Source organism: uncultured Roseobacter sp. (assembly GCF_947492555.1).
Classification (GTDB): Bacteria; Pseudomonadota; Alphaproteobacteria; order Rhodobacterales; family Rhodobacteraceae; genus Roseobacter.
In genome coordinates this window covers 736,203-761,494 of record NZ_CANLNE010000003.1, presented here as the reverse complement: position 1 = coordinate 761,494, position 25,292 = coordinate 736,203, and the positions used below count along the sequence as shown (strand labels likewise).

Annotated in this window: 22 protein-coding genes and 1 tRNA gene; 6 read left to right on the top strand and 17 right to left on the bottom strand. The window is 61.3% G+C overall.

The window, feature by feature from the left end; genetic code table 11:
• Positions 1-44: 44 nt before the first annotated feature.
• Complete coding sequence (locus tag Q1A07_RS16860) at positions 45-1,664, top strand: alpha/beta fold hydrolase (protein WP_299783192.1); 1,620 nt, start codon at positions 45-47, stop codon at positions 1,662-1,664.
• Positions 1,665-1,719: 55 nt separating this feature from the next.
• On the opposite strand, the gene Q1A07_RS16855 is transcribed toward Q1A07_RS16860, so the two are convergent.
• The 6 genes from Q1A07_RS16855 to Q1A07_RS16830 form a co-directional block, all read right to left on the bottom strand.
• Positions 1,720-2,625, bottom strand: coding sequence for an HAD hydrolase-like protein (locus Q1A07_RS16855; RefSeq protein WP_299783191.1), 906 nt, complete (start codon positions 2,623-2,625; stop codon positions 1,720-1,722).
• Positions 2,622-3,437 carry a phosphonate ABC transporter, permease protein PhnE gene (gene phnE, locus Q1A07_RS16850; protein WP_299783190.1) on the bottom strand — a complete coding sequence of 272 codons (816 nt, stop codon included), beginning with the start codon at positions 3,435-3,437 and terminating at the stop codon, positions 2,622-2,624. Before phnE (Q1A07_RS16850) ends, Q1A07_RS16855 begins: the two co-directional genes overlap by 4 nt.
• A complete protein-coding gene (phnE, locus tag Q1A07_RS16845) occupies positions 3,437-4,252 on the bottom strand; it encodes a phosphonate ABC transporter, permease protein PhnE (RefSeq protein WP_299783189.1) in 816 nt (271 codons plus the stop codon). The genes phnE (Q1A07_RS16850) and phnE (Q1A07_RS16845) overlap by 1 nt, the downstream gene beginning before the upstream one ends.
• Complete coding sequence (phnC, locus tag Q1A07_RS16840) at positions 4,249-5,043, bottom strand: phosphonate ABC transporter ATP-binding protein (protein ID WP_299783188.1); 795 nt, start codon at positions 5,041-5,043, stop codon at positions 4,249-4,251. The genes phnE (Q1A07_RS16845) and phnC overlap by 4 nt, the downstream gene beginning before the upstream one ends.
• A 65-nt stretch (positions 5,044-5,108) precedes the next feature.
• A complete protein-coding gene (gene phnD / locus Q1A07_RS16835) occupies positions 5,109-6,083 on the bottom strand; it encodes a phosphate/phosphite/phosphonate ABC transporter substrate-binding protein (protein WP_299783187.1) in 975 nt (324 codons plus the stop codon).
• Entirely contained in the window at positions 6,080-6,913 is an 834-nt protein-coding gene (locus Q1A07_RS16830; protein WP_299783186.1) for a DeoR/GlpR family DNA-binding transcription regulator, read from the bottom strand. The genes phnD and Q1A07_RS16830 overlap by 4 nt, the downstream gene beginning before the upstream one ends.
• 200 nt (positions 6,914-7,113) lie before the next feature.
• On the opposite strand from Q1A07_RS16830, the gene Q1A07_RS16825 reads away from it, so the two are divergent.
• The 5 genes from Q1A07_RS16825 to Q1A07_RS16805 are packed head-to-tail and all read left to right on the top strand — an operon-like array spanning position 7,114 to position 13,621.
• Complete coding sequence (locus Q1A07_RS16825) at positions 7,114-8,778, top strand: Na/Pi cotransporter family protein (protein ID WP_299783185.1); 1,665 nt, start codon at positions 7,114-7,116, stop codon at positions 8,776-8,778.
• Positions 8,775-9,242, top strand: a complete 468-nt coding sequence (locus Q1A07_RS16820; protein ID WP_299783184.1) for an NUDIX hydrolase — start codon at positions 8,775-8,777, stop codon at positions 9,240-9,242. Before Q1A07_RS16825 ends, Q1A07_RS16820 begins: the two co-directional genes overlap by 4 nt.
• Before the next feature lie 57 nt (positions 9,243-9,299).
• Entirely contained in the window at positions 9,300-10,325 is a 1,026-nt protein-coding gene (locus Q1A07_RS16815; RefSeq protein WP_299783183.1) for an ABC transporter substrate-binding protein, read from the top strand.
• Between the two features lie 3 nt (positions 10,326-10,328).
• The gene (locus Q1A07_RS16810) at positions 10,329-12,548 is read left to right on the top strand and encodes an iron ABC transporter permease (RefSeq protein ID WP_299783182.1); all 2,220 of its coding nucleotides are present in this window, start codon (positions 10,329-10,331) and stop codon (positions 12,546-12,548) included.
• Entirely contained in the window at positions 12,545-13,621 is a 1,077-nt protein-coding gene (locus tag Q1A07_RS16805) for an ABC transporter ATP-binding protein (RefSeq protein WP_299783181.1), read from the top strand. Before Q1A07_RS16810 ends, Q1A07_RS16805 begins: the two co-directional genes overlap by 4 nt.
• Positions 13,622-13,679: 58 nt before the next feature.
• Here Q1A07_RS16805 and Q1A07_RS16800 read toward each other — a convergent pair whose 3' ends face one another.
• The 11 genes from Q1A07_RS16800 to Q1A07_RS16750 all read right to left on the bottom strand — a co-directional run bounded on the left by Q1A07_RS16800 (position 13,680) and on the right by Q1A07_RS16750 (position 25,013).
• Entirely contained in the window at positions 13,680-14,468 is a 789-nt protein-coding gene (locus Q1A07_RS16800; RefSeq protein ID WP_299783180.1) for an inositol monophosphatase family protein, read from the bottom strand.
• A 143-nt stretch (positions 14,469-14,611) separates the two neighbouring features.
• Positions 14,612-14,971: a hypothetical protein gene (locus Q1A07_RS16795; RefSeq protein ID WP_299783179.1), complete on the bottom strand. Its 360-nt coding sequence runs from the start codon at positions 14,969-14,971 to the stop codon at positions 14,612-14,614.
• Between the two features lie 188 nt (positions 14,972-15,159).
• Positions 15,160-15,249, bottom strand: a tRNA-Ser gene (locus Q1A07_RS16790).
• A 70-nt stretch (positions 15,250-15,319) separates the two neighbouring features.
• Positions 15,320-16,039, bottom strand: a complete 720-nt coding sequence (locus Q1A07_RS16785; protein WP_299783178.1) for an alanyl-tRNA editing protein — start codon at positions 16,037-16,039, stop codon at positions 15,320-15,322.
• A complete protein-coding gene (locus Q1A07_RS16780) occupies positions 16,036-18,354 on the bottom strand; it encodes a DUF3772 domain-containing protein (protein ID WP_299783177.1) in 2,319 nt (772 codons plus the stop codon). Before Q1A07_RS16780 ends, Q1A07_RS16785 begins: the two co-directional genes overlap by 4 nt.
• Positions 18,351-19,388, bottom strand: coding sequence for a cysteine synthase A (locus tag Q1A07_RS16775; RefSeq protein ID WP_299783176.1), 1,038 nt, complete (start codon positions 19,386-19,388; stop codon positions 18,351-18,353). The genes Q1A07_RS16780 and Q1A07_RS16775 overlap by 4 nt, the downstream gene beginning before the upstream one ends.
• Before the next feature lie 55 nt (positions 19,389-19,443).
• Positions 19,444-20,550 carry an NUDIX domain-containing protein gene (locus Q1A07_RS16770; RefSeq protein ID WP_299783175.1) on the bottom strand — a complete coding sequence of 369 codons (1,107 nt, stop codon included), beginning with the start codon at positions 20,548-20,550 and terminating at the stop codon, positions 19,444-19,446.
• 16 nt (positions 20,551-20,566) lie between these two features.
• Entirely contained in the window at positions 20,567-21,007 is a 441-nt protein-coding gene (locus Q1A07_RS16765; protein ID WP_299783174.1) for a TrgA family protein, read from the bottom strand.
• A gap of 28 nt (positions 21,008-21,035) precedes the next feature.
• Positions 21,036-22,244, bottom strand: a complete 1,209-nt coding sequence (locus Q1A07_RS16760) for a cyclopropane-fatty-acyl-phospholipid synthase family protein (RefSeq protein ID WP_299783558.1) — start codon at positions 22,242-22,244, stop codon at positions 21,036-21,038.
• 58 nt (positions 22,245-22,302) lie between these two features.
• Entirely contained in the window at positions 22,303-23,721 is a 1,419-nt protein-coding gene (locus Q1A07_RS16755; protein WP_299783173.1) for a deoxyribodipyrimidine photo-lyase, read from the bottom strand.
• A gap of 68 nt (positions 23,722-23,789) precedes the next feature.
• Positions 23,790-25,013, bottom strand: a complete 1,224-nt coding sequence (locus Q1A07_RS16750) for an aminotransferase class V-fold PLP-dependent enzyme (RefSeq protein ID WP_299783172.1) — start codon at positions 25,011-25,013, stop codon at positions 23,790-23,792.
• Positions 25,014-25,292 lie beyond the last annotated feature (279 nt).

Sequence of the window (25,292 nt, the reverse complement as noted above, 5' to 3'; positions counted from 1 at the left end):
ATTTTTCTAGAAACCCCGTGTTAATTGAGGCACAAGCCGGATTTATGAACCCTTCGCTGCGCATTTCCCTGCTGGGCGAGCTGTCGGTCACCCGAAATGGCACGCCCGTCTCGCTGCCTGCCTCGCGCAAGGCGCGGGCGGTTTTGGGCTATCTGGTCGCCACGGCGCGCCCTGTCCGGCGGGAACGGCTGTGCGAGCTCTTCTGGGATCTGCCTGATGACCCGCGCGGCTCGCTCCGCTGGGCGCTGAGCAGGTTGCGTGCCGTTGTGGATGACGCGGCAACCCCGCGCATCGTTGCCGACCGCGAGCGCGTGGCCTTTGCTGCGGAAACCGCAACCGTCGATCTGCTGGGCATACGGGCACGTCTGCTCGACGATCCGCCGTTTATCCCGCCGCCGGAGTTGCGTGTGATGGCCAGCCAGCTGGAACTGCCGTTCCTGGACGGGCTGGACCATGCGGGCGATGCGGATTTCGACAACTGGCTGCTGTCGGAGCGTGAAGATGTGCACCTGCTGCGCCTGAACGTGTTGCGCAGGCTGGCGCTGCACCCGGAGATCGACCGGGTGGAAGCGGTGAAATGGGCGCGCCACTGGAAAGAGCAGACCCCGTTGCAGGAAGAAGCCGCGCGCAGCCTCATCCACGCGCTGGCGCACACCGGGCGGGAACAGGAAGCGCGCCACTGCGAGGCGGATTTCCTTGCGGCTGCCAAAGACGCCGGGCTCCAGGTCTCGGGCCCTCTGATGCCGGACGTCACCGAGGCCCTGGACGATGGCACCCTGCACGCCCGTCCGGATGAAACAATACAGCGGCGTATGCTGCGCAAGCAGCAGATCGGATTCTGCCGGGCAAGCGATGGCGTCCGGATTGCCCATGCCAGCATTGGCGAGGGCCCGCCGCTGGTCAAGGCCGCCAACTGGCTCAACCATCTGGAGCTTGATTGCAACAGCCCGATCTGGGGTCCGACGTTCGACGCCTGCGCGACCGGTCGGCGGTTCATCCGCTATGACGAACGCGGCAACGGCCTGTCGGATTGGGACGTGCCCGACATCACCTTCGACGCCTTCGTGAAGGATCTGGAAACCGTTGTCGATGCGCTGGGGCTGGAACGCTTCCCGCTGCTGGGCATTTCGCAAGGCTGTGCTGTGAGCGTCGCATACGCCGCCCGCCATCCTGAACGTGTCTCGGGCCTGATCCTGATTGCCGGGTACACGACTGGGTGGCGCATCGGCGCGAGCCCGGAGGAACAGGCGCGGCGTGAAGCGGTGCTGACCCTGACCCGCCACGGCTGGGGCACCGCCAACCCGGCCTACCGCCACATCTTTTCCCAGACCTTCATGCCGGATGCCAAGCCGGAGGATCTGGCCTGGTTCGATGAATTCCAGCGTTTGACCGTCTCTCCCGAAAACGCGGTACGCTTTCAGGAGGCTTTCGGAACAATCGACGTGCGCGACAGCCTTTCCAAGGTCAAGGCGCCGACAATCGTGTTCCACGCGCGCGAGGACCAGCGGATATCAATCGAACAGGGCCGCGAATTGGCCATCGGCATCGACAACGCGGAATTCGTGCCGCTGGAAAGCAAGAACCATATTCTGTTGGGATACGAACCCGCGTGGCATGACTGCGTCGCGCAAACCAAGGGTTTCCTGCGCAAGCACGGGATTTAGCGTCGCGTTTTAGACCTCGTCGTGTGAAATCTGACTACACGGCACGATGGGCTGGCTAAGGGCGCCTTGCAATGTAATCAGGCACGATACCCGACCGGGTGATCGCCGCCGACACCTCTTCGTTGGCGAAAAATCCGAAATCCGAAATGAGCACAGATGCGATGCCCGCCGTGTGCGCGCCAAGGATATCGGTGTGCAAGCTGTCTCCAACCATGACGATACGGGATGGGTCCGTCGGCGGCAGGGCCGCGAAGGCAAGATCATAAATATCCGCGAAAGGTTTTCCGAAAAATCGCGGTACAACGCCGGTTCTTTCGGCCAGACGGTGTGCGAAAAATCCCGGCTCCGTGGTGAACCCGTGCTCCCTCGGTGCGATGATATCCGGGTTGGCGATCACCACGGGACGGGCATGGCGGGTCAGGGCCGCTTCAAGCAGGTCTTGCCGCTTTTCGGTCCATTCCCCACTGCCGATCAGCAAAAACCCCTCTGCCCTGTCGTAAGGCGCCGGATCATCCCCAAGAAAATCCGACCGCATGGCACCAAAATCCTCCAGCGACGCGGCAGACAGGCTCATGATGCCCCAAAGCCTGTCCGGCATCTCCGTCAGTCCCGCAATTGTCGCCATCCTGCTGGTGACCAGATCCTCCGGCGCAAAGCCATATCCAAGCGTCTTGTATTTACGCAGCAGAACCTCCCGCGGCACGCTGGCGGCATTGGAGACCACCAGCACGCGCTTACCGGCGGCCTGCAGATCGCGCACACGTTCCGGTGTGCCCGCGATGGTCGTTTCGCCGATATTCAGCACCCCAAAAGCGTCGAGCAGGAAGACGTCAAAATCCTCCGTGATGTCTGCCAATGTGTCAATCCGGCGCGGCGCAGACCTGACTTCAGCAGCCTTCGGCAGTCGGGCGCGCACGGCTTCATAGGCATCAAACGCCTCCGAAGCACTCAGGGTCTTCATATGATTGCGCCGCGGACTTTGGCCGACACCCATTCGCTGATCACCACCGCAAAAAGGATCACGATCAGGATCAGGCTGACCTGCGGCCAGGCAAGCACGTTCAGAGAGGCCGAGAGTTGCAGGCCGATCCCGCCCGCGCCTACAAGCCCCAGCACGGTGGATTCGCGGATATTGATGTCCCAACGGAAGACCGCGATGCCGGCAAAGGCGGGCAGGATTTGCGGCACGATGCCGTAGGCCATCACCTGCCAGCGCGACGCGCCCGTGGCGGTGATCGCTTCGACCTGCGTCTGGTCGATTTCCTCGATCGCCTCATAGAGCAGCTTGGCGCAGAACCCGATGGAGCGGATGGCAATGGCAACAACGCCCGCAAAGACGCCCGGGCCGATGATGGCAATCAGCAAAAGCGCCCAGATCAGTGAGTTGATGGAGCGAGTGGAGACGATGATCAGCAGCGCGATGGGCCGGATGAACAACGCCGAGGGGGTCGTGTTCCGCGCTGCCAGGAAGGCGACCGGCACGGCCAGACACAGCGAGATCAGCGTGCCCAGCGTGGCGATGTTCAGCGTGTCCCAGATCGGGCGGCCCAACTGGGTGATGTATTCCCACCGCGGCGGGGTGGCGCGGGTCCAGATGTCATTGGCAATGCGCGGCGCATCCCAGACGAAGAACCATGTGGTCGCGTCCGAAATGATCTGCCAGCAATAGACAAAGATCGCGACCCCGAGCAGCCATCCAAACCAGCGCGCAAGGCTCTCGCGTCCGGTGCGACGACGCCAGACCTGCGTCCCGTTCTGATCAAGCACCGGCATTATTGCACCCTCGCCCGGATGACGCCCGAGAGGTATTCGAGCGCCATCACGATGCCAATAATCAGGAGCAGGATTGCCGCCGCCGTGTCGTATTCATAACGGTCGAAGGCGGTGTTCAGCGTGGCCCCAATCCCCCCGGCCCCGACAAGGCCCAGAATGGCGCTCTCGCGAAAATTGATATCGATCCGGTACATGGACAGCCCCACCAGACGCGGCATGACCTGCGGCTGCACCCCGTAGTTGATCCACTGCGTCCAGCGCGCGCCCGATGCCTTGATCGCCTCGGCCTGCACGCGGTCCATGGCTTCGATATCCTCTGCCAGCAGTTTCGACAGGAATCCGATGGTGGCAAAGGAGAGTGTCAGGAAACCGGCCAGGGGCCCGAAACCAAAGATCGCCACCAGCAGGATCGCGACGATGATTTCCTGCAGCGCCCGGCTGATGGCGACGATACCGCGGCACACGACGTAAACCGGCAGCGGCGCAATGTTGCGCGCGGCCCCCAGACCGATGGGGATCGAGATCGCGATGCCCACAACAGAGGCCGCGACCGTCATCACGATGCTTTCGAAGAGACCCTCCCAGATGTCGCTGGCCCGCGACACGAAATCCGGGCTGGTGAAGGCCAGCACAAAGGCGGCCCCGCGGTCCAGACCCTCATAGACGCGGCCCCAGTCGACCTCGATGGTCAATACGGCGGCGATCATATAGGCAATGAACCCCGCGATCAGCCCCAACCGCAGGGTCGGGTTCTTGATGAAATGCGGTTTGCGCCAGGCCGTGCCCAGCTTGTCCTCCAGACGCATCTCACTCATTCCGCGGCCTCGATGTCATCACTGTCATCGACTTTCTCGATGGTCGCTTCCCAGTCTTCTTCGCCGTAGATTTCCGTGAGTTTTTCAGATGTCAGCCCGGTTGGGGGACCGTCAAAGACGATCTCGCCAAACCGCAGGCCGACAACGCGCGGCACGAACATCTGCGCCAGCGCCACATCGTGAATGTTGATGATCGCGGCCAAGCCCCGCTCGCGGCAAAGCTCAGTGATCAGACGCATGATCTGGCGACTGGTCTTGGGGTCGAGAGAGGCGGTGGGTTCGTCTACCAGCAACAGTTTCGGGTTCTGGATCAGCGCGCGGCAAATGCCCACGCGCTGACGCTGACCGCCCGACAATTCGTCGGCGCGTTTGTCCGCCATGTGCAGGAGCCCCACGCGGTCCAGCAGACGAAACGCCTCGTCCACATCCGGCTGCGGGTATTTGCGCAGGAACGAGCGCCAAAAGCCGACAAAACCAAGCCGTCCGGACAGCACGTTTTCCATTACGGTCAACCGTTCGACCAGCGCGTATTCCTGAAAGATCATGCCCATTTCGCGCCGGGCCTTGCGCAAGGCACCTGACCCCAAACGCGCCAGATCGACACCGTCCAGCAGAACCTCTCCGCTCGACGGTTCCACCAGCCGGTTGATGCAGCGGATCATCGTGGACTTCCCCGCGCCCGAGGGCCCGATTAGCGCCAGCACCTGGCCTTTCGGCACCTCAAGATCGATGGCTTTCAGCGCCTGATCACCGGTCTTGTAGGTTTTTGTGAGTTTTTTTAGCTGCAGCATGCCCCGCCCCTGACAAAGGACTGCAGGCCCGGACACGCGGGCCTGCAAGATGTTGTGGTTGATTTTTATTGGCAGGCGTAGGAAACGCCGTTGGCCGCATCAATCTTGCGGATCACGTCCCAGAATTCCTGATAGGTCATTTCCAGAAACTGGCCCTCGTTCGACTTGGAGAACTCCGCCTCCAGCGAGGTGCCCTCCCATTCAAAGCTGAAGAAGGCATTACGGATCTTTTCCTGCAATTCAGGGGCCAGATTGTAGACCGTGCCAAAGCCCGTGGTCGGGAAGGTCTGTGATTTGTAGATGGTGATCACGTCATCCTCGCTGATCACATCCCGGCTGATCATCCGCGACTTGACCGAATTGGCGATGGAGGCGGCAAGATAATCCTTGTTGGCCACGCCGAGGATCGAATTGTCGTGTTTGCCAGAGTAAACCGGCTCAAAATCCCGCTCCGGCAGCAGATCGAAATCACTTTTCAGGATCGCCGAAGGTGCCTTGAAGCCGGAGTTGGAGGTCGGCGAGGTGAAAGCCAGTTGCTTGCCCTTGATGTCCTCGACCTTCTCGATGCCGGAGCCCGGATAGGTGATGATCTCCATCTCGTAGCCGAAATTGCCGTCTTTGGAGGCCATGATGGTAAAGGGCCGGAAGCCCGCGCAGTTCACCGCCAGCGGGTTCGACCCGGTGTTGAAGCCCGCGATATGCAAGCGGCCGGACCGCATCGCCTCAATCTGGGCCGCGTTGTTCTGCACCGGGAAGAACACCACATCCTTGCCGGTTTCCGCTTCGAGATGCTCCAGGAAATCAGACCACGCGGCTTTGTAGACGGCGGGATCTTCGACCGGCGTGTAGGCAAAGATTAATGTATCGGGGTCGAGCTGATCGGCGGCATCCGACGGAATATCCGCGATCAGGTCGCCATCGGCATCGCAGAAGCGGTCATCCAGGTCCCCGCGCGGACAGTCCTGTGCGGATGCGGTCGACCCGATTGACATAAAGGCAATCGCAGATGCGCTCAGCAACAGCTTGATATTGAGTTTCATGTATTTTCCTCCCTTGGTTTCATTTCGTCCGAGTGTGTGCGGAGCGGCGCCCGATCTGCAACCCGAATATCGACCCCTGCCGCATCAAGTGCTGCTAGCAGTTTCTTCTGCGGGCGCGCGTCCACGAAAACCGTGTCCAGCCCGTCAAGCCCGGCGACGCGCACCAGACCCTTTTGCCCGAATTTGTCGGAACCGACCAAAAGCTGGCGCAGCCCGGCGCGCCGCAGCATTTCGCGCTTGATCGCCGCAAAGCCATGCACGGTTTCAGACACGCCCTCGACGGAAAACCCGGATGTACCGATCATGCAGCGGTCGACGGAATACTGGCGCAGAAACTCCAGCGTCTCGGTCCCGATCACCGCGCTTTCCGATGGCTGGTACTCACCCGGACACATCATCACATTGGCCGCGCCATGGCCAAGCGTCATCGCAACGGGCAGCGAGTTGGTGATGACGGTGCAGGACACGTCGCGATACGCCAGCGCCTTTGCCAGCTCGATGGTGGTCGACCCGGAATCGATCATGAGCGTTTCGCCGTCATGCACCGCGGCGGCCGCCAGATGCGCGATGCGTTCCCGCTCGGAAATCCGCTCCACGGTGCGCTCATCAAGGCTCGGGTAGTGCCCGCGCGACGGCGCCGACGCACCGCCATGCGCCCGGTGAATGAGGCCATCCTTTGCCAGCGCATCCAGATCGCGGCGCAGGGTTTCCGCCGAGGCATTAAAGCGGCGTGCAAGCTCGCTGATCCGCACGTGCGGGCGCAGCTTTAGTTCCAGCAGGATCTGCGCACGACGTTCAGATTTTTTCAGTTTGCCGTCGCGTTTACCCACGTTCCCGCCTTGCTCTGCCGGTATCATTCGGCATCTGCCGCCCCCGCTTCAAGAAACAAGATTGAGGTGTTTAGGCTTCCTTTGCAATTATTTTGTTGCTTATCCCACAAACTACTGCTCAAAATTGAGGTCTTACCAACGCAGTAGGAGACCCTCGGACCGATTTTGCCTCACAAATCCCGAAATACGCGCGGTGCGACATGATTACGCTGGCGGTTCACCTGGCAGCAGCAGTCGCACTTTTGTTGTGGTCCGTCCGACTGATCCGAACCGGCGTGGAGCGTGCTTTCCTGCCACAACTCAAGCGCAGATTGAAAACCCTGTCGGGCAGTCCGGCGTCCTCTGCATCCGGTGGCGTTCTTGCCGCCATGCTGATGCAAAGCGCGACGGCGGTCGCCCTGATTGGCGCCGGGTTCACGGTGTCGGGCATTCTGGCACCGCAAACGGCCCTTGCGCTGCTGCTGGGTGCCGACCTCGGGTCTGCCCTGATGGCGCAGGTGCTGTTTATGCCGGTGCAGGGTGTCATTCCCTTTATTCTGCTGGCCGGGGTCGTGATCTTCCTCAAGGCCAGCAATCGCAAGGCAAAGCAGATCGGGCGGATCATCCTTGGTCTGGCGCTGGTGCTGATGTCGCTGGACATGATCCGCGCGGCCACCGCGCCGGTTGCAGAAAACGACATCGTGCGGGCCATCGGCGGTTACTTCGAAGCGGATCTGCTGAGCGCCTATATCATCGGCGCGCTGCTCGCCTGGATCATGCATTCCAGTCTGGTTGCTGTGCTCACCTATGCCACCTTCGCAGCGGCAGGGGTGATCGCCGGACCGGTCGCAGGGGCCATGGTGATCGGTGCCAATCTCGGCGGAGCGATCATCCCCTTTGCTCTTCTGTGGCGCGGTGAACGCCCCGCAAGGCTGGTGGTGCTGGGCAATCTGCTGGCACGTGGGGCGGTGACGGCGCTGTTTCTTATCCTGTTAATCAGTGGCCTGCTGGACATGCAGTTTCTGGCCACTGCTCCCGGTCAACAGGCTGTCATACTGCATATCGGCCTGAATGCCGCGCTGCTCGTGCTGGCACTGCCGCTGGTTGGCCCTCTGATACGGCTGACTGAAAAGGCCCTGCCCAAGCATCCACAAACGGTTCGCGACAGCGTCTCCGCCCTGGATCAGGCTGCGCTGGATCACGCGCCGCTGGCGCTGGCCTGCGCGCAACGGGAACTGCTGCGCATGGCGGAAACGGTTCACGCGACACTGGTGCCGGTCATGCGGCTGTTTCGCGCCTGGGACCCGGATCTTGCCCGCGTGATCGAGCGTCGCGAAGACGACATTGACCGCATGCATTTCGAGGTCAAGATCTACATATCGCGGCTGCGCGAAACCGAACTGAACGAAACCGAGGAAAAAAAGACACTTGAGACGGTGGCCATGGCCAACAGTCTCGAGGAGGCCGCCGACCGGATTGCCGTCAATCTCGTGGCCCTTGCCCAGAAAATGCAGGATGGAGCGCTTGCCTTTTCCGACGAGGGCTTTGACGACTTGCAGGATTTCCACGATCAGGTGGTCTCCAACGGCCAGCTTGCGCTGCGCGTGCTGACCACCGGCGACGCCGAGGCGGCGCGGCAACTGGTGGCTGAAAAGGACCGTATCCGCATCGAGGAACAGCGGCTGCAGGAGCGGCACCTCAAACGTTTGCAGCAAGGGCCCTCTGCCAGTTTCGACACCACGAACATTCATCAGGAAACACTGCGCCTGCTGAAACAGATCAACGCGGCGCTATCCTATGTCGCCTACCCGATTGCCCAGGAAACGGGTGATCTGTTGGACAGCCGCCTTGCGCATCCCGCGCGCATCGGAGGGGGGTCCGCATGAGCAAGAGCGCATCAGACGCCCGGCAAATTGCCGCCCTGCCCCTGCGGCGGGACAAGACCGGCAAGCTGCGCGTGCTCATGGTGACCTCCCGCGACACCCGCCGCTGGGTGATGCCCAAGGGATGGTTGATGGATGGTAAGAAACCCTGGCACGCGGCTGAAATCGAAGCGCTGGAAGAGGCCGGTGCCGTCGGCTTCATCTCGCATCAGCCGATTGGCACCTATCGCTACAAAAAGCGCCTCGGCGCGGACCGTTTCGTCATCTGCCGGGTGACGGTCTATCCGATGATTGTCGAGAAACTAAAGAAACGATGGAAGGAACGGGACGAAAGAAAACGCCATTGGTTTTCGCCGCGCAAAGCGGCAACACTGGTCGAGGAGGAGGAGCTTTCGGACATTCTGAAAGACCTGGCCAGACGACCGGATCAAATGACGATCCTGCAAGAATTGAGCGAAGCCTCGTGAAGGGGCGCTTAAAGGTGCCGTGAAAATCGGCCGAACTGAACCAAGGGAGGAAGTAACATGAAAAAAGTGACAACCACATTGGCAGGGTCCCTGCTGGCGCTGAGCGCCTCCATGACCGCCGCACAGGCCGACAAGCTGACGTTTTATTGCAGCGCGCAGGAAGACTGGTGCCAGCTGATGGCGCGCAGCTTCGAGGATGCCACGGGGATTGATGTCAATATGACGCGCAAGTCGTCGGGCGAGACCTTTGCCCAGATCCGCGCGGAATCGTCCAACCCGAAAGGCGACGTCTGGTGGGGGGGCACGGGCGATCCGCACCTGCAGGCCGCCGAGGAAGGTCTGACGATGGAATATGTCTCGCCCATGCGCGACCAGTTGCACGACTGGGCGATCAGCCAGGCCGAAAGCGCGGGCAACCGGACCATCGGCATCTACTCCGGGGCACTCGGCTACGGGTACAACACCGACCTTCTGGCCGCCAACAACCTGCCGGAGCCCGCCTGCTGGAAAGACCTGCTGAAGCCTGAATACAAGGGCCACGTCCAGATGGCGAACCCGAATTCCTCCGGCACGGCCTACACCACGCTGGCCTCGATGGTGCAGATTTTTGGCGAGGAGGACGGCTTTGACTTCATGAAGGGCCTGCATGCAAATGTGAACCAATACACCAAGTCCGGATCAGCGCCGATCAAGGCGGCGGGCCGGGGTGAGAACACCATCGGCATCGTCTTCATGCATGACGCGGTGAAACAGGCGGTCTCGGGCTTTCCGGTCAAGGTCGTGGCGCCCTGCGAAGGCACCGGCTATGAGATCGGGTCGATGTCGATCATCGACGGCGCGCGCAACGAAGAAGAAGCCAAGAAGTTCTATGATTGGGCGCTGAGCACCGATGCACAGAACCTTGCATTGCAGGTGAACGCCTTCCAGGTGCCCTCCAACAAGGGGGCCGACACCTCCGAAAGCGCGCCGGACATGAGCACGATCAAGCTCATCGACTATGACTTCAAGAAGTACGGCTCGTCAGACGAACGCAAGCGCCTGCTGCAGAAATGGGATGAGGACGTCTCGGTCCTGCCGCAGTAATCCTTGGCCCAGTCCCCGGATAAGAAAGCGGCCCCGCCGGTTTTGATCTTCTGGATCATTGCCGGCTGGGTCGGCTACTGTCTTCTGCCATGGTACATGCTGGAAGACGGCTTGCTGTCGTTTGCATGGCTGGTGGACGGCTATCCCTTTGACGAGGACTACGCCCCTGCCCTCTTTCTGATCGCACAGGGGGAAAAGCTCTGGCTGGCGCCGCTTGTGGCGGCCCTGGCCCTGCCGCTCTTTGCCCTGCGGCGCCCGAAATCAGACCCGCTCTATGCGCGCATGCTGATCCTCTCAGGCGCGTTGGGGTTCGGCTGGCTGATCGCGCAGGGCTTCGGCATCGGCATCCGGGGCTTCAATTTCGACTGGCTCGAAGCCATGTTCGGCGATCTCGGAGACCGGCAGTTCGGCATGGGCTACGGCGGTATGATCACCGCCTCCGCCTTTCTCTTTCTGCTCACCCAGGGCATCGCGGCGCGCGGCGCCATCAACGGCGATGTCTTTGTGGTCAGCGCCATCGGCGGGGTCATCGCGATTGTCACCGCCTTTGTGTTCTTTCCCATCGCCAAGATGCTGTTTGCGGCCTTCGTCACCGATGACGGGGCCTATTCGCTCTCGGTCTTCGCGGCCAAGTTCTTTGACAACCGGCTCTGGGGTCTGGGCTGTCTGGCCGGGGCCAGATGCGGCGCCGCGTGGAACTCTCTGTTTCTGGCCATTCTGGTGGGGCTCATTACCACCGTTCTGGGCCTGTGTTTCGCGCTGGTCGTGACCCGCTCGGGCTTTCGCTACAAACGCGCCATCCGCGCGCTGACCGTGCTGCCGATCATCACACCACCTTTTGTGATCGGGCTGGCACTGATCCTGCTCTTCGGCCTCTCCGGCACCATCACCGTTTTTGTCGCTGACCTCTTCGGCACGCAACCGACACGCTGGCTCTACGGGATGCCGGGCGTGCTGATCGCGCAGACGCTGGCCTTTACGCCCATTGCCTTTCTGGTGCTGATCGGCGTGGTCGAAGGCGTCTCCCCCTCCATGGAAGAAGCCGCCCAGACCCTGCGCGCCAACCGCTGGCAGACCTTCCGCACCGTCTCCCTGCCGCTGATGCGGCCCGGTCTGGCCAATGCGTTTTTGTTGGGGTTCATCGAAAGCATGGCCGATTTCGGCAACCCGCTGGTACTGGGGGGCAATTTCGACGTGCTCTCAACCGAGATTTTCTTTGCCATTGTCGGCGCGCAATACGATCAGGGGCGTGCGGCGGTGCTGGCCATGGTGCTGCTCTTCTTCACCCTCTCCGCCTTTTATGCGCAGCGCGTCTGGCTGGGCAAAAAGAGCTATACCACCGTGTCGGGCAAGGGCGATGCCGGGGTGCACCCCTTGATGCCCAACGGTCTGGCGATCCCGGTGATGGGGGTTGCCCTCGGCTGGGCGCTCTTCACGGCGGTGGTCTACGCGATGATCATCTACGGCAGCGTGGTAGAGCTTTGGGGCGTCAACAATTCGCTGACCTTCAAACACTACGTAACCGCGTTTTCGGTGCGGTTCGAAGCAGAGGGCATTCGCTGGACCGGGGCCGCCTGGGACAGTTTCTGGACCACGATCACCATCGCCGCCATCGCCGCCCCGCTGACGGCCGCCGTCGGGCTGGTCACCGCCTACCTGCTGACCCGTCAGAGCTTCGCCGGCAAGAACGCGTTCGAATTCGGCACCATGCTCAGCTTTGCGATCCCCGGTACCGTGATCGGCGTCAGCTACATCCTCGCCTTCAACGTCCCCCCCATCGAGATCACTGGCACGGGCATCATCCTGGTGATCAGCTTCATCTTCCGCAACATGCCGGTGGGCGTGCGCGCAGGCATCGCCAGCATGAGCCAGCTCGACAAGTCACTGGACGAATCCTCCCTGACCCTGGGCGCGAATTCCTGGCAGACCTTCCGCCGGGTGATCCTGCCGCTGCTGCGCCCCGCGATCCTTGCTGCACTGGTCTACAGCTTTGTCCGCGCGATGACGGCCATCTCGGCGGTGATCTTTCTGGTCTCGGCGGAGTACGACATGGCCACCAGCTACATCATCGGGCGGGTCGAGAATAACGACTACGGTCTGGCCATCGCCTATTCCACCACCCTGATCTTCGTCATGCTGACGGCGGTCGGGCTTTTGCAATTCCTCGTTGGGCGCGTCCAGATCGGGCGGCGCACGAGTTTCGGCGCAGGGAGATCGTCATGAGCGACACCGTAATATCCAGCAAGGCCGCGCCCGTCCAGTTCGAAGGCGTCTCCAAGGTCTTCGGCAAGGATGTCATCGCGGTGGACAACATCGACCTGCATGTGCAGGCTGGCAGGCTGGTCACATTGCTGGGCCCGTCGGGCTGCGGCAAGACAACGACCCTGCGGATGATTGCCGGGCTTGAGATGGCAAGTTCCGGGCGCATCCTGATCGGCGATCGGGATGTCACCAGGCTGCCCGCGACGGATCGGGACGTGTCGATGGTCTTCCAGTCCTACGCGCTTTTTCCCCATATGAGCGTTCTGGAAAACGTCATGTACGGTCTGACGTTCTCCGGGTTTGCCAAGGAAGAAGCCCGCAATCGTGCGCTGACAGGGCTGGAGCTTGTGGGGCTGAAAGGCTTCGATACCCGCCTGCCCTCCGAGCTTTCGGGCGGCCAGCAGCAGCGCGTCGCCGTTGCACGGGCGTTGGTGCTGGAACCGCAGGTGCTGCTCTTTGACGAGCCCCTGTCCAATCTCGATGCCAAGCTGCGCCGTCAGGTGCGCGAAGACATCCGCGCCATCCAGCAAGACCTCGGGTTGACCGTCGTTTATGTGACCCACGATCAGGAAGAGGCGCTGGCCGTCTCGGACGAGATCGTCGTGATGCGCAACGCGGCCATTGCCCAGATCGGCACGCCCCGCGCGCTCTACGATGCGCCCAATGACCGTTTCGTTGCCGATTTCATCGGCGAGGCCAACCTGATCGCGTGCGAGATCGTGTCGGTGGCGGGCGAGCTGGCGACCATCGAGATCGAAAACTATCAACACACTCTCCCGGCCCGTGGACTGCCTCCCGGCCCGGCGACGCTCGCAGTCCGCCCTTCCCGCATCCTCACAGGTGGAGCGACAGGTGTCGAAGCAACCGTCGACAAGGCGACCTATGTCGGGGTGCGGATGGAATACACGCTGACCGGGGCCTTCGGGCAGGTTTTTGCCGTGGAGGACAACGTGGATACGCCGTTCGAGATCGGAACCACTCTGCGCATGAGCTTCGCCGAAAAGGGGCCGGTCCTGCTACCGAAGGCGCCGTAGCGGCGTGTTTCCCGGCGCTGTCGGCTGTCAGAAAATGGCATGTTCGTCCGCCCGGATTTCAGGCATCCCAGGCTGAGGTCGCGATGCCCTTGAGGGTATCGAAAACATCCGGCGTCCCAGTGATCACGCGCCCACCGTCGCGGATCATATCGTTGGCATTCTGTGCCTCAACGACACCCCCCGCCTCCGCAATCATCAACTGGCCAGCAAGACAATCCCACGCGTTCATGTGTTCTTCCAGATAGCCCAGTAGCCGCCCCGAAGCCACATAGGCCAGCGACAGCGCGCCGCTGCCATTGCGATGGAACATCGCCCCCTGAGCGATCAGGGCCCCCACCACGGGCACGATGCTTTCCGCAGTCACCCGGTTTGAATAGCCAACGGCCACGGTCCCGTTTTCCAGCTCTGTGCCCGTCGCGACATGCATCGGCGCGCCATTCAGCATCGCTCCGCCGCCGCGCACCGCCGAAAAAGTCTCGTTGGTGATCGGATCTTGGATGACACCTACCTGTGTCTTGCCGTCCGACACACCTGCCAACACGACGGTCCAGTTCGGGATGCCGTTGACGAAATTGGTGGTGCCATCGATGGGATCAATCACCCAGTCGAAGCCGCTTTGACCGGCCGTGTCGCCATGCTCCTCCCCAAAGATACCATCTTCGGGCCAACCCGCGGCTATCTGCTCTCGAATGAACACTTCGACATTGCGGTCCGCATCGCTGACCCAGTCTTGCGCACCCTTCTGGTCCACATTTAGCTGGTCGCGGTTCTCAAAGTACTCCCGGGCTTTCCGGCCCGCGGATTGGCAAAGATCAATGGCAAAGGCGGATTTTGTGGTCAAACTCATGTTTTGAAACTTGCACGCTCGCCTGTCCGGATCAAGGCTCAGTCCTATCCATCATCCCAAGTCGATATCGGGATGATAAATGCGACGGCCATATCGGTTTCGGGGGTCGCCGCGCGGCATCCCGCGAGAATGCGGGAGAGGCATCAGAAATTCGCGTACAGGGTTGCCTCAAAACGGCAAAACCCGTCACAGTCATAGATCCATTGTGTGAAGAGCTTTGAAAAACCGACAACATCACAACTTGAATTTGCAAGATCAGCCACATTGCCCATCACATTGAAAGCCATTGGAGATTGGCGCGCTTCCTCGCAAATAAGCTGATGCGGATTTTCAACCGCTGGCGTTAGAGAGCCACGATAATGAACGCGACTGAAAATCAATGGTCTCCTGCCTGGCAAGGGCAAGCCCAACCTCTCGGTTATTGGTTTGAAGTCGATGGCTATATGGGCTGTCTCAAACGGCTTCTGCGCCGCAGCACCCGCATCTGTAGGAGATAATTCCAACCAGAGATGATTGGTCTTGGCAATGGTATATGCAATCCAGACTCCGGCGGAAACTGACAGTTAAAACGCCAGTACATTATCGGGCATTAAGTGCAATCTAATGGATGTGAGCTACTCAATAATCGCCTTCTTTTAGTGAAGAAAGCGATATCAAGCGAAACCACGAACGACCCGTGAATGTTGAATTGTGGCGGAGCGACAGGGATTCGAACCCTGGAGACGGTCTCCCGCCTACACACTTTCCAGGCGTGCGCCTTCGACCACTCGGCCACCGCTCCGTCCGCGCGGTGTAACGCGGTAGCCCCGCGCATTGCAAGAGCCAAAATCGCCTTTCCGCGCGCCCGTGTCCTAACTGTCCAGATGCAGGTAAATGCGGCGGTTCCTGCGGCCCTTTTTCTCCATTTTGCCAAGCCGGATCGCGCCGATCTCACCCAATCGCGCCACATGTGTGCCCCCGCAGGGTTGCAAATCGAGCGGAGAGGCCGCATCCCCGATGCGGATCAGGCGAATGTGCCCTGCCCCGCGCGGCGGTTTCACCGACATCGTTTTCACCAGTTCCGGCTGCGCGTCGAGTTCCGCGTCGGTGATCCAGCTCTCGCTGACCTGCGCGTCCGACGCGATCATGTCGGTCAAGTGTGCCTGTAGCGCGTCTTTGTCCTCGGGCAGCTCGGGCATGTCGAAGTCCAGCCGCCCGTGCTGCGCGCTGATAGCACCACCGGTGACGCCAAAAGGAATGGCGACCGACAGCAGATGCAGCGCCGTATGCACGCGCATGTGACGGTAGCGGCGCTCCCAGTCGAGCACCTGCTCAACCTCCGTCCCCACCTCCGGCAATGCCTGCGCATCTGCGGGCACCAACGCGATAGCGTCACCGTCACCTTTCACGGTGGTGGCAACTTCCAAACGTTCACCTGACCATGTCAAATGTCCGCTGTCGCCGGGCTGGCCACCGCCCGTCGGGTAAAAAATTGTACGCTCCAGCACGATGCCGCCTTCGTCGGTATGTGCCACGACCTTCGCATGCGCTTCCTGCAGATAAGGGTCTTCGCGAAAGAGCATGTGGGTCATGACGATGTATCCTTGAGCACCTCGGGATTACGCAGCCAGAGGTCGCGCTGCGCAAAGGGCACCTCGATCTCCTCTTCGGCGAACCGTTCCGCAATGGCGTGGTTCACGTCGTTCTTGACCTTCAGAATCCAGTTCACATCCCGCAGGATCATGCGCATTTCAAACTCCAGCGAATCCGCCCCGAAGTTGTTGAAAAGGATCATCGGCGGCGGGTTCTGCAACACCATGGGCTGGGCTTCGGCGATCTCTGTCAGGATGCCTTCGACCCGCCGCGTATCCGTCCCGTAGGCCACGCCGATGTTGACGATCAAGCGGCCCACCTTGTTGCCACGGGTGAAGTTGGTGACGGTGCCGGAAACGAGATCAGCGTTGGGCACGATCACATCCGTGCGGTCGAAGGTCTCGATCCGGGTGGAGCGCACGGAGATGTCGCGCACATAGCCCATCTGCCCGCCGACCTCGATCCAGTCGCCTTCGGAAATCGGCCGTTCGATCAGCAGGATGATGCCCGAGACGAAATTTGACACGATGGTCTGCAGGCCAAACCCGATGCCGACGGACAGGGCACCGGCAACGATGGCGAGCGACGACAGATCAATCCCCGCGCCGGTGATGGCCAGAATGGCCGCCAGAAAAATACCGACATATCCAAGGCCCGACACAATCGCGTTTTGCCCGCCGATGTCCATCCGGGTCTTGGGCAGGACGTTGACCCGCAGGGTGCTCTGCACCAGCCGGGTCACCGAGTAGCCGATGATGAAGATGATCGCGAAGGTCAGGAAATCGCCGGGCGAGATGCGGGTGTCGCCGATGGCAAAGCCGCGGCTGAAGATGGCCCAGACCTCGGTGAGGTCTGCCACCCGCGCGCCCCAGGCTAGGGCGAGGAGCGGAATGGCGCAGAGCACCAGCGCAAAGCCCACCAGCACGGGCACGAGCGCGTCGCGCGCCTTGTCCTCATCGCCCGTGATCAGGCCGTAAAGGTCGGCCGAAAACCGTTGCAACGTCAGTACGAAGCCGAGGATCAACAGGCTGACCAGCGTCGGATAGAGCAGTGCATTGCCAGCTTCGGCATATCCGATGGCCGCCATGATCGGCGAGACGATCGACACCACGACCAGCGCCGTTCCGGCCACACGCACCACCCGTGCGAGCCCCAATCCTCTAGGCACCTCCTCGCTGTCAGGATCGCTTTCCACGTAGAAACTGCGCAGGATCAGCCCCACGGGGGCCATCACTAGCGCGATCAGCACGACAATCGGGAAGGCCAGCACCGCATCGGTTGCCGGGTCCACGTCATCAAAGCCGACAAAAAGCTCCACCACCGCGCGCGAGACAAAGAACAGCGAGAGCACCAGCATGTAGAACCGCGCCGCCGATCTCTTGGTGTCCGGCAGCGGGATCAGCGCGTCTTCGGGGATACGGGCAAACAGCCGTTCGGCCAGCCAGCGAAAACCCAGCAGCACGAAGCCGAAGGCTGGCAGCGCTTCGAGGATCTGGTCGGTGCGGGTCCCGGCAAGGCCGGTCAGACGCAGCGCATGGGTCAGGATCAACAGCCCCGTCAGCGGCAGGAAAATTCGCAACAGCGACACAAGGAATCGCCAGACACCGGAGCCGCGCCCGCCCCAGCGTCGCAGGTAGGTCAGCCCCATACCGGCCCAGGCACGCCCCCGGATGATCAGCGCCAGCGCGATGGCCATGAGGAACAGCACAAGCGGCAGGTTTTCCGCCATCTTCTTTCGGCGATCCGGGTCACTGAGGGTTTCGACCTCCTGCCCGATGGCCAGCAGAATGCCCCCAAGGTCTTCAAAGGCCGTGGGCCAGTGCGTCGGGTTCAGCGGAGATGGACCCAGGGCCAGCAGCCGCCGCGCCTGCCGTTCCCGGATGATCGTGTCGATCTCCCGGATCAGCCCATCGGCACGCCGAAACGCCTCCTCGGAGACGCGTACCGGCGCCAGCAGGGTCTCCAGCTGGGTTTCCAACTGCGTGCGCCGCGCCGCGATATCCTCTGGCTCGGAGCCGCTTTCCGGCACCGGCCCGAGCGCCTCGATCTGGGTGCGCAGCGTCGCAATCCGCTCTCCGTTGATCTTGGTGCCCGCGGTGAAATCTGCCCGATACTCCGCGATCTCGGCCCGTAGACGTTCAAAACGTTCGTTGCTGGCTTCATCCCGCTCAATGGCTTCTTCGGCCAGCGTGGCGACGCTGTTCCATGCCTCGATGTTTGGTCCGCTGCCCGGTTCCTGTGCACTCCCGGGATCGCCCCAGAGCGTCAGGAGCACGAGGCTCAGCGCCAGAAGGCTGTGGGTCAGCGCCCTCATACGTCTTCGAAGACACCGGGAATGCTGGCAGGTGCTTGATCCAGCCAGCCGGGAATAGGCAACCCTTTTTCACGCAGGAACTCGGGATTGAAGAGCTTGGACTGATACCGGGTGCCATAGTCGCAAAGGATGGTCACAATCGTATGCCCCGGCCCCATGTCGCGCGCCATGCGCATCGCGCCTGCGATATTGACGCCGGAAGAGCCGCCCAGGCACAGCCCCTCGTGCTGCAGCAGATCAAAGACGATGGGCAGGGCCTCGCTATCGTGGATGTTGTAGCTGAAATCGGGTGTGAAGCCTTCCAGGTTCTTGGTAATGCGGATCTGGCCAATCCCTTCGTTGATTGATGACCCTTCGGACATCACCAGCTCGCCCTTGGTGTAATAGTTGTAAAGCGAAGCCCCGTCCGGATCGGCGAGACCGATTTTCACGCCCTTGGGCTTCAGCGCCTCCGAGACGCCAGCCAGCGTGCCACCCGAGCCCACTGCACAGATGAACCCATCAACCTTACCGCCCGTCTGCTCCCAGATCTCCGGCCCGGTGGTTTCGATATGCGCCTGCCGGTTGGCGACATTGTCGAACTGATTGGCCCAGATCACCCCTTCATTCGTATTCCGCGCCATCTCGACGGCGAGCCGTTCGGAATAGCGCACAAAATTGTTAGGGTTGCGGTAGGGCGCAGCCGGCACCTGCACCAGTTCTGCACCGGCCAGCCGCAGCATGTCTTTCTTTTCCTGGCTCTGCGTTTCGGGGATGACGATCACGGTCTTGAACCCCATGGACGCACCCACCAGCGCCAACCCGATGCCGGTGTTGCCCGCCGTGCCTTCAACAATCGTGCCGCCGGGGCGCAGCAGCCCCTTTTCAACCGCATCCTTGATGATGAAGAGCGCCGCGCGATCCTTGACCGACTGCCCGGGGTTCATGAATTCCGCCTTGCCGAGGATTTCACAACCAGTGGCCTCGCTCGCCTGATTGAGACGGATCAGCGGGGTGTTTCCAACGGCCGCAGCCAGATCGCTTGCAACATGCATCGGGTCGGTTCCTTTGATATATGTCCTCAACACCTAGCCGCGCACCGACGCGACCTCAAGAGGTGGCGCGCAATCGGTCGCGGTGCCGGGCCAGCCAGTAGGCGATCAGTGCCAGGGGCGTGTTGGCAACCTGACGGGTATCGCAGAGTTCCAAGAGCATGTCGAAAGACATCAGGTGCGCGCGGATGTCTTCGTGTTCTTCTTCCAACCCGCCGACACCGGCCACATCGTCGGGCAAATCTGCCATGCCAACGAAACTGTAGTAGAACTCCGAGGAATTGCCCGGCGAGGCATAAGTTTCGCCCACGGCATGAAGATCTCCCAGCAACAGCCCCGCCTCTTCCATGGCTTCCCGGCGGGCGGCCTGTTCCGCCGTCTCGCCGGGGTCAAGGCGCCCGGCGACAGGCTCCAGCTGCCAGCAGGATGCATCCGCCCGCGCCAGCGGTCCCATGCGCATCTGTTCCACCAACAAGACCCGATCCCGGACGGGGTCGTAGGGCAGCACCAGCGTCGCATCGGCCGCGAGGAAAACCGCGCGCGTCACGGTCTCGGTCATATGACCGTCAAACCGTTGGTGCCGGAGATCGTATTCATCTATCGCAAAATAGTTGGCGTAGACCCGTCGCCGCTCGGCCACGTCGATCTTGCCTTTCAGTGTGCCGTCGCCATGTCGAGCGGCTGCCGCATTCACCTGCGACCAGGCCCGCGCCCGGATCATCGGGAACATTCCCGCGATCTCCTCGGGGGGTTTGACCCCAAAGTAACCCATGACCTCGCGGGCCGCGATCACGCTGAGCGGCCCCCAGTCGCGCGCCCAGTCGTCCAATGACCACGGCCCTCGCATTGTCCACAAACCAACGGGCGGCATATAAGCCCGCGCCGCACGACCATCTGCAAGAGTGACGTCGATCAGCACATAGCCAAAGGCTTTCTCGTAGTAGTCCAGCCGTGCGAGGTCGGCCTCCGTCACGCCGTCGGCAAGCACACCTTCGGCCTCACCCGCGGCATCCTCGGCAATGGTGGGGAACGGTCCTTCTGCAACCGCATGAATGCAGTATCCGGGCAGAGCCGCCCCGCTCAGGTCGATATGGCTGGTGTCCCCGACCACCGCTTCAATCAACGCCGGATGGCGCAGCGTGCCAAAAAAGAACAGCGGTGTCATGGGGTGGTTATCCTGCTCAGCGCCATGTCCGCCAAGCGTATTCGGTGGCGAGGCCCGACAGAACGCCGCCCGCGACCATCGTGAAGATCACAAGCGGATTGATCAAAACAAGCCCGTATTCGGCCATGAACTTCACAATCGCCAACAGCGCCTGAAACGCGTTGTTGTACCAATTGGCCATGGCCCGGTCGAACATCTGCACCGAGGAGTGAATGAACAACCCCCAGAGGACAAGCACCAGCACACCGCCAAAACCGTTGTTGATCGCGGATGCCACACCGCGCCCTGCGCGCTTGCCCATGACTGTCCACCCCACAAAGGCGCCAATCGCCGGGTTCACATAGAGAAACCACCCGAAATCAGTACTTTCCGGCATCAGCGGAATGACCTGGAATGAAACGATAAGGGCGACAATGCTAATGCAGATGGCTGCAACTAATCGGGCTGCGTCGGGCATTTATCGTTCCTTCGTACGTCCTGCGACCCTATCCCGGCCGCTTCACGGTAATCTGTGTTACATCACAGTTGGCACTTTCAAAGGTCGCAGCACAAGAGGTGAGGTAAAAATTCCACAATCGCCGGAACCGGTCGTCAAAGCCTAAAGTGCTGACCTGATCCCACTTTTCATTGAAGGTTTCATGCCAGCGGCGCAGCGTGATGGCATAGCTGCCGCCGAACTCTATGGATTGCTCAACCGCCAGACCGGCCCGACCAATCTGGTCGCGCAGCGCCGACGGGCTTGGCAGCATGCCCCCCGGAAAAATGTACTTCTGAATGAAATCGACGCCTCGCTTGTAGACCGTCCAGCGCCGGTCCGCGACGGTGATGATCTGCAAGGTCGCGTTGCGGCCCGGCTTCAGCCGGTCGCGCAGCACCTCGAAATACGTGGGCCAGTATCTTTCGCCAACGGCTTCGAACATCTCGATGCTCGCAATCCCGTCGTACAGTCCGGTTTCGTCCCGATAATCCTGCAGCTTGAAATTCACGCTCTCGGAAAGTCCCGCTTTTTCAATGCGTTCTTTGGCGTACTTAAACTGTTCTTCGGAGATGGTTAGCCCGGTCACCTTCAGACCGCGTTCCCGTGCGGCATATTCCGCGAACCCACCCCAGCCACAGCCGATCTCCAGAATATGGTCGCCGGGCTGCGCACCCATTTCATCCACCATGGATTTATACTTGGCGATCTGCGCCTTTTCCGTGCTCTCCTGCCCAGTCTCAAAGAGTGCCGAGGAATAGGTCATCGTGTCATCCAGCCAGAGCCCGTAGAATTCATTGCCCAGATCATAGTGATGGCTGATGTTGCGGCGCGCCTGTGCCTTGTGGTTGCGTTGCAGCCAAAAGCGCAGCTTTTCGAAGTTGCGCACCAGGGCCATGCCGGGGAAACCGTCGTAGATGTCTTCGTTGTCCGCGTGCACCAGATCCATGAAGGCCTGCAAATCCGGTGTCGACCACCATTCATCGAGATAGGCATCGCAGAATCCAAGATCACCCTCGCGGATCAATCGGGCGAAAAGATCGTTATTGTGCACCTGCAGTTCAGCAATCGGCCCGGGCGCCTTGCCGTCGGCCCGAAACCGCCGCCCATCAGGCAGCACGAAATCGACGCGCCCGTAGTTCATCTGCTGCGCCATGGCAAAAACACGCGAGAAGTAGCGCGGCAGGTCTTTGTGGCCGTCGGTCGTGGTGAGGATCATGGTCATTCCGCTTTTCGTGCCTGACTGTAAGATACACGCAAAAGCGCGATCAAGAGTTTCAGAAGCCTTTGTTTTCATATGCATCAAGTGCGACTTTTCGGCCCTCATCGGCTGCTACAACCGGTGCGGGATATGCCGCCTCGGGCGACAACGACCAGCGGCGCGGGATTGCGTCAAAATACGAGAGGGCATCCGGCGAGGGCTGCGACAGGCCTTCGGCAATCCAACGGCGGGTATAGTCTTCCTTGGGGTCGAATTTGTCCAGCTGGGTGACCGGGTTGAAGACGCGGAAGTAGGGCGTAGCGTCCGGGCCCGACCCCGCCGACCACTGCCACCCCATCGCATTGCTGGCCGGGTCCCAGTCGATCAGGCAGTCCTCGAACCACGTCATGCCGATCCGCCAATGGGTCATGAGGTGCTTGGTCAGGTAACTCGCCACGATCATGCGCCCGCGGTTGTGCATGCGGCCCGTCACATACATCTCCCGCATCGCCGCATCCACGAACCGCAGCCCGGTGCGCCCCTGTTTCCAGCGCTGAACGGCCTCCGTGTCGGCGTCTTCGCGCCACGGAAAGGCATCCCAATCCTCTTTCCAATTGTCCGTCAGGATGCGGGGCGTGTGATGCATCAGGTGATAGGCAAACTCGCGCCAGACCAGCTCCTTGAGGAAGGTCTCCGCGCCGGTCTTGCCCTCCTGCCGCGCGCGCAGGCCCGCATGCCAGCATTGATGCGGGCTGATCTCGCCCAGGGCGAGATTTTCCGACAGCCCGGAGGTGCCGTCGACACCCGGCAGGTTCCGGGTGGTGTCATAGTCGGCGACGATATCCTCGATGAAGGTGCCAAGCCGCTCTTGTGCAGCGGCTTCGCCCAGCCGCACATGCGGGCGAACTACATCGGCGCCACGGTTCATCGCCGCCCCCAGGTCCCAATCCTCCACGGCGTCGCTTTCGGGCCAATTCTCTGGCGCGGCAAGCTGTGCTGGGGCCTCCAGCGGCGGCTCCACATCGCGGGTTTTCACCATGTTCCAGAACGGGGTGTAGACCTTGTAGAAACCGCCTGTCTTGGTCTCGACCCTCCAGGGTTCGAACATCAGGTGGCCGCCGAATGACCGTGCCTCCACCCCCTGCTCTTTCAGGGCGGATTTCACGCGCGTGTCCCGCGCCACCGCGTCGGGATCGTAAAGCCGCGTCCAATAGACCGCACTGGCCCCCGTCTCCTCGAAAAGCGCCTGCAGCGCCTCAAGCGCCGGGCCGCGCCGCAGGATCATCCGGCTGCCCTTGTCGGCAAGCGCGTGACCGAAGGCCTCCAGACCCAGCCCCAGACGCCACTTGGGGGCTGCGCCCAGCTCGGCAACGGCTTCATCGTGGATGAAAACGGGTATCACGGGCCGTCCGGTGGAACATGCTGCGTGCAGGGCCGGGTGATCGCTCAGCCGGAAATCCCGGCGAAACCAGACAAGAACAGGAGATGAGCTCACAGAGCGAAGCCTTTGCAATTCATTTCAAAAGCTACGCAAGTCCCCTCGCTTTGGATCACCGGCAAAGGTCACAGAACCGCGTCAAGCGCATTTAAAAGCTGATCGACCTCACCGGAGGTTGTATAATGGGTGAAACTGAGGCGCAGGACACCCAGTTCGCTGTCCACACCCATGGCATCCAGAGCCCGCCCGGCGTAGAAATCACCACCGCCCGCCATGACGCCATGGGCGGCCAGCGCCTCTGCCACGGCCTCCCCCGGACGCGTTAGCGCCAGTGCAACGGTGGGTGCACGCCCGGAGGCCTCTTTCGGCCCGATCAGCCGCACGGAATTGCGGGCCTTCACAGCGTCCAGCAGCGGCGTCAGCAGCACCTCTTCATGCGAACGCATCAGATCGTGCACCGCTCGGCCCCGCTCCTTGGGGTTCGCGTCGGTCGCGAAATGATGCGCATGTAGCGTATCTACATAATCCGCCATGCCCACACAGGCGGCAATCTGTGCATGATCAGGCCCGGCGGGCGTGAAGCGTTTGTACAGCGCATCGCCATTGAAGTGGTGCGCCTGATTGGGCAGCAAGTCGCCCAATGTCCGTCGGATCACCATCAGCCCTTGATGCGGCCCATAGGTTTTGTACGCGGAAAAGAGATAAATATCGGGGCCCAGCGCGCCCACATCCGGGAAGCCATGCGGTGCATAGGACACACCGTCCACGCAGGTAAAGGCCCCGGCGGCATGGGCCAGCGCAGTGATCTCCGTGACCGGATTGATCTCTCCCACCACGTTGGAACAATGCGGAAAACAGACCAGCCGGACGGTGTCATCCAGCAGATCCTCCAGATCCTCCGGGTCCAGATGCCCGGTCTCCGGGTTCAGCTGCCATTCACGGATTTCAATCCCCCGCGCAGACAGTCTGCGCCACGGGCCGGAGTTAGCCTCGTGATCCTGATTGGTAACCACGATCGCCTCGCCCGGCTGCATCATTTCGGCAAAGGCCTGCGCAAGTACGTAAGTGTTTTGCGTGGTCGAGGGACCAAAGCTCAGCTCGTCTGTCTCCACGCCCAGTATTGCGGCCATACGGGCGCGCGCCTCGTCCATCTCCGCCCCGCCCAGCTGGCTGGCCGGATAGGGCGCATAGGGCTGCACCTTGCGTTCGGTGTAGAAACGCGTCAGTCGGTCAATCACCGGCGCACAGGTATAGGACCCACCCGCGTTTTCGAAAAAGGCCTGCCCCTGAAGCGATGGCACGTCAAAGGCCGGAAACTGGCTGCGTACGAAGTCTGTATCTAGTTTCATGCCCGCACCGTCCATCCTGTAGCGCAGCAGGTCAAGAACCCAAATTGCCCGGACGCCACGTCAAGCAAGCAGGGCATTGGTCGTTTCCAAACCAGAAGTGTCGCTGAATTGACACCGGTCCCATTATTCCTTTGTCACAGTCCCCGAACGCGTGGCATGCTCACCCGTACCAAATGACTGGCGACTGCGCCTGACGAAACGTTTGGCGCATTCTCGACATCCGCTGGTCTGACCCCGATACCGGCCCGCACAGACGGCCGGATCGCAACAGAGAGAAAA

Coding starts and splice junctions, on each gene's coding strand:
- Q1A07_RS16765 (WP_299783174.1), bottom strand. CDS start 21,007: ATGCCCGACGCAGCCCGATTAGTTGCAGCCATCTGCATTAGCATTGTC.
- Q1A07_RS16825 (WP_299783185.1), top strand. CDS start 7,114: ATGATTACGCTGGCGGTTCACCTGGCAGCAGCAGTCGCACTTTTGTTG.
- Q1A07_RS16855 (WP_299783191.1), bottom strand. CDS start 2,625: ATGAAGACCCTGAGTGCTTCGGAGGCGTTTGATGCCTATGAAGCCGTG.
- Q1A07_RS16805 (WP_299783181.1), top strand. CDS start 12,545: ATGAGCGACACCGTAATATCCAGCAAGGCCGCGCCCGTCCAGTTCGAA.
- Q1A07_RS16780 (WP_299783177.1), bottom strand. CDS start 18,354: ATGAGGGCGCTGACCCACAGCCTTCTGGCGCTGAGCCTCGTGCTCCTG.
- Q1A07_RS16760 (WP_299783558.1), bottom strand. CDS start 22,244: ATGATCCTCACCACGACCGACGGCCACAAAGACCTGCCGCGCTACTTC.
- phnD (WP_299783187.1), bottom strand. CDS start 6,083: ATGAAACTCAATATCAAGCTGTTGCTGAGCGCATCTGCGATTGCCTTT.
- Q1A07_RS16800 (WP_299783180.1), bottom strand. CDS start 14,468: ATGAGTTTGACCACAAAATCCGCCTTTGCCATTGATCTTTGCCAATCC.
- Q1A07_RS16775 (WP_299783176.1), bottom strand. CDS start 19,388: ATGCATGTTGCAAGCGATCTGGCTGCGGCCGTTGGAAACACCCCGCTG.
- phnE (WP_299783189.1), bottom strand. CDS start 4,252: ATGAGTGAGATGCGTCTGGAGGACAAGCTGGGCACGGCCTGGCGCAAA.
- phnE (WP_299783190.1), bottom strand. CDS start 3,437: ATGCCGGTGCTTGATCAGAACGGGACGCAGGTCTGGCGTCGTCGCACC.
- Q1A07_RS16770 (WP_299783175.1), bottom strand. CDS start 20,550: ATGACACCGCTGTTCTTTTTTGGCACGCTGCGCCATCCGGCGTTGATT.
- Q1A07_RS16860 (WP_299783192.1), top strand. CDS start 45: ATGAACCCTTCGCTGCGCATTTCCCTGCTGGGCGAGCTGTCGGTCACC.
- Q1A07_RS16815 (WP_299783183.1), top strand. CDS start 9,300: ATGAAAAAAGTGACAACCACATTGGCAGGGTCCCTGCTGGCGCTGAGC.
- Q1A07_RS16785 (WP_299783178.1), bottom strand. CDS start 16,039: ATGACCCACATGCTCTTTCGCGAAGACCCTTATCTGCAGGAAGCGCAT.
- Q1A07_RS16820 (WP_299783184.1), top strand. CDS start 8,775: ATGAGCAAGAGCGCATCAGACGCCCGGCAAATTGCCGCCCTGCCCCTG.
- phnC (WP_299783188.1), bottom strand. CDS start 5,043: ATGCTGCAGCTAAAAAAACTCACAAAAACCTACAAGACCGGTGATCAG.
- Q1A07_RS16750 (WP_299783172.1), bottom strand. CDS start 25,013: ATGAAACTAGATACAGACTTCGTACGCAGCCAGTTTCCGGCCTTTGAC.